The following is a 1,090-nucleotide window of genomic DNA, read 5'->3' as shown; positions in this document are numbered from 1 at the left end:
GTTGGTTCTGATAGCCAGCTGGTGGCGCCTGTCACTATTGCTGATGGTGCCACTATCGGTGCTGGTACCACACTGACTAAAGACGTGGAAGAGGGTGAGTTAGTGATCACTCGCGTTAAAGAGCGTAAGATCACTGGTTGGCAACGTCCAGTTAAGCAAAAGTAAGCGTTACCTGAGCTTAAAAGCTAAATTCTCAAAGCCGCTCCAGTGAGAGCGGCTTTGTCGTTTTTAGTGCAAGTATCAGTAACTGGGAATCGCGATACGCTTTTCTAACCAACGTACTGCTTGAGAAACGAATAGAATGAGCAACAAGTACTCCAGAACCAAGAAGGTATAAATTTCTAACGGTAAGTACTCATTCACCACCAACTCGTTGGCACGTCTCGTTAAGTCACTTAAACCGATTACGCTCACCAGAGAACTCATTTTGAGGATGTAGACAAACTGATTCCCTAACGGCGGTAAAATTTGTCGAAATGCTTGCGGAAGAATCACCAAGCGCATCTTCTGCCAATAATTCAAACCAAGTGATTCTGCCGCTTCATGCTGACCTCGGTTGATCGCTTGAATCCCACCGCGAAATACTTCTGCCATAAACGCACTTTCAGCGATAGTCAGTGCAATTACCCCCGCCCAAAAATGATTGAGAGAGACATCGAGCAGCGTTGGCATGCCGTAGTAAACCCATAAGAGCAACACCAATACTGGGATTGAGCGGATCACCTCAACGTAGATGCGATTCATCCATTTGAGCGTTGGTGAGCGAGAAAGTGCAGGCAACGCAATCAGCAGCCCAAGTGTCATGGCAAAACACATACTCAAGAGTGACACTTGAATGGTGTCATTAAACCCCGCGACTAAAAACTTTAGGTTGGTTATCCCTTGTTCCGTTGACGGGTCGAGTACATACCAGCCCCATTGGTAATCTGAGCAACCCGTTAACAACAGCAGCGAAATCAGCCATAGAGTTCGAAAGGTCACATTTACTCCCTGAATTAACTAAAAAACTTCCATTGTTACTGCTATGTTATCAATGGGGTTGTAATAAAGGTTAATAATTAAACCGTATAAGGTCATTATTTTTAAGGGA

The 1,090-nt window shown here is 44.9% G+C and carries 1 protein-coding gene and 1 pseudogene; one reads left to right on the top strand and one right to left on the bottom strand.

Annotated features, from left to right (window positions below; genetic code table 11):
- Positions 1-165: pseudogene (glmU, locus tag R7P67_RS26065) on the top strand (bifunctional UDP-N-acetylglucosamine diphosphorylase/glucosamine-1-phosphate N-acetyltransferase GlmU); the annotation flags it as partial.
- Positions 166-240: 75 nt separating this feature from the next.
- On the opposite strand, the gene R7P67_RS26060 reads toward glmU, so the two are convergent.
- Positions 241-981 carry an amino acid ABC transporter permease gene (locus R7P67_RS26060; protein WP_017449315.1) on the bottom strand — a complete coding sequence of 247 codons (741 nt, stop codon included), beginning with the start codon at positions 979-981 and terminating at the stop codon, positions 241-243.
- Positions 982-1,090 lie beyond the last annotated feature (109 nt).

The sequence above is a fragment of the Vibrio sp. Vb0937 genome (assembly GCF_033338855.1).
The sequence above is the reverse complement of the archived record's forward strand: the minus strand, read 5'-3'. Positions and strand labels throughout refer to the sequence as shown.